Below are 1,963 nucleotides of genomic sequence, written 5' to 3'. Positions count from 1 at the left end.
GGCGTCGGCGGCGGCGTCCTCGATCGCGTGGTCGCGGGCCGCGACGTCGGCGTGCCGGTGCACGGGGCCGTCGACGAACACCAGGACGCCCTGGGCCCGGTAGAGGAAGTCGGGTTTCGCGACGCGTCCGTTCAGGTCCACCTTCACCTGCCCCGCGTCGGGAAGCCGGAGCAGGCGGGCCTGCAACGCGTCGAGGAAGCGACGCTCCAGCTCGCTGTCGCAGTGGGCCTTCAGGCTCGCGAGGTGGTCGGGGCGGGACGCGGGCCCGGGGGCGCTGCGGAGGGTGGCGTCGCGGAGCTCGAGCAGGGCGTCGCGAACGAGGAAGCGGTCGAGCAGCGCGTGATCCCACTGGTTGCCGTACGACATCAGGCAGTCGTAGCACGCGGCTTCGCAGCGCTCCCGCGCGCGCGGCGCCTGGCCGCGGTCGTCCCCCGATGCGGGATCGAAGTGCAGGAGCTCGAGGGCGCGGCGCGCGATGCGCGGGACGGCGGCGGGGTCGTCGACGAGGCTCCGCAGTACGCCGGCCCCACCCTCGGCCGCCTCGTAGATCAGGAGGGCGTCGCGTCGATCGCCGTTCGGAAGCGCTTCCGCGGCGAGTTCGGCGTCCTCGAGCTGGTAGGCGATCTGGATCGCGTTCTTCAGTGCAGCCTGCAGCGTCGCCATCGCCTCGGCGGACAGGGGTTCGGTGGGCGTCCAGACGAGGGCGTTGCGGCGGTCCTCGACGAACGGCACGACCTTGCGGACGGCGCGCGTCTCGGGTTCCGCGTCCGGGTCGTCGCTCGGGTCCGCGTCCTTGTCCTGCGGGTTGCGCGCCCACGTGCCCCGCTCGACGTCGAGGTGGAACCCGACGTCGTGCGGGTCCTTGCGGCGGCTCCACCCGAGGTTGATGCGCCACAGGGTCGCGGCCGTTCCGTAGTCGAGGGTCGCGACGGGTGCGCCGTCCCGCTCGAGGGTCGCGGTGTGGCGCTGCGTCTCGCCCCGCTCCTCGGTGAAGCGGTAGCCCGTGATCACGTCGTACCCCTGGCGCTGGCGTTCCTCTTCGTCGCTGTTGATCCGCTCGACGCGGCGCGTCGTGACGTTCTGCATGCGCAGCAGCGCGTGGAGGGCGTGCTCGAGGGCCTCGCCGCAGCGTTCGCACACCTCCGGGTCGCTGCGGTCGTCGACGGGATGGAGGTAGCCGCACGCCCCGCACCGCTTGGCGACCGTGTTCGCGACGTCGGTGTCGCCGTCCTCGGTCGGGGGAAGCAGGACCCGGTCCACGCGGTACTTCGCGCCGTCGTGGTACACGAACGCGCGCGGCCCGAACTCCTGGAGGGCGAGGAAGCGGGGGCGGGAGAGGTAGTCGTCGCGTCCCCGCCCGCGGCCGCTCCCGGGGATGTAGGCCGACAGCGGGAGGCGCGGGAAGGCGTAGCCGGGAAGGAACCCCTCGCTGGCGTAGTAGCGGTAACTGAAGAAGTCGCTGCTGAGGGCGGGCCCCCTCTCGGTCAGGAGGTCGCGTTGCGTCCTCGCCTCGCGGCGAAGGCGTTCCGCCCGGTCGTGCTTGGCCTTGCTCGCGCTGGCGTCCAGGATCACGGCATGCTGGCGCTCCATCTGTGTGACGGCGGCGCGGTACAGCGACCGCCACCGTCCGGCGGCGTCGTCGAACCGGCGGGGGGCCGCCCGCAAGGTCTCCTCCAGCCAGTCGTCGTGCCACCAAGCGGCACCCCGGAGGTCGTCCTCGAGCGTCGCCAGGATGCGGTGGGCGCGGTCGTGCGCCCGGGCGTGGGCGCGTGCGTCCCCGACCTTCTCCTGGACGCTGGCGTGGAGGGGGGCGTCCTCCTGCGCGACGTCGACAACGTCAGTCATGCTGCTCCCGAGATCGATGCCGGTCTCGCCGAGCCAGGTGGCGTGGACGTGGGCGCGCACCAGCTCCTCGTTGGCGAGGTCGATGCGCGGGGCGTTGACCGCCCCGGCGACCATCGCC

The 1,963-nt window shown here is 73.0% G+C and carries 1 protein-coding gene; it reads right to left on the bottom strand.

Annotated elements, in window-relative coordinates:
- The coding region (locus RI554_11360) for a DUF1998 domain-containing protein (GenBank protein ID MDR9392612.1) at positions 1–1,963 on the bottom strand (1,963 nt) is incomplete at both ends.

It is taken from the genome of Trueperaceae bacterium (assembly GCA_031581195.1).
GTDB lineage: Bacteria > Deinococcota > Deinococci > Deinococcales > Trueperaceae > SLSQ01.
The sequence above is the reverse complement of the archived record's forward strand: the minus strand, read 5'-3'. Positions and strand labels throughout refer to the sequence as shown.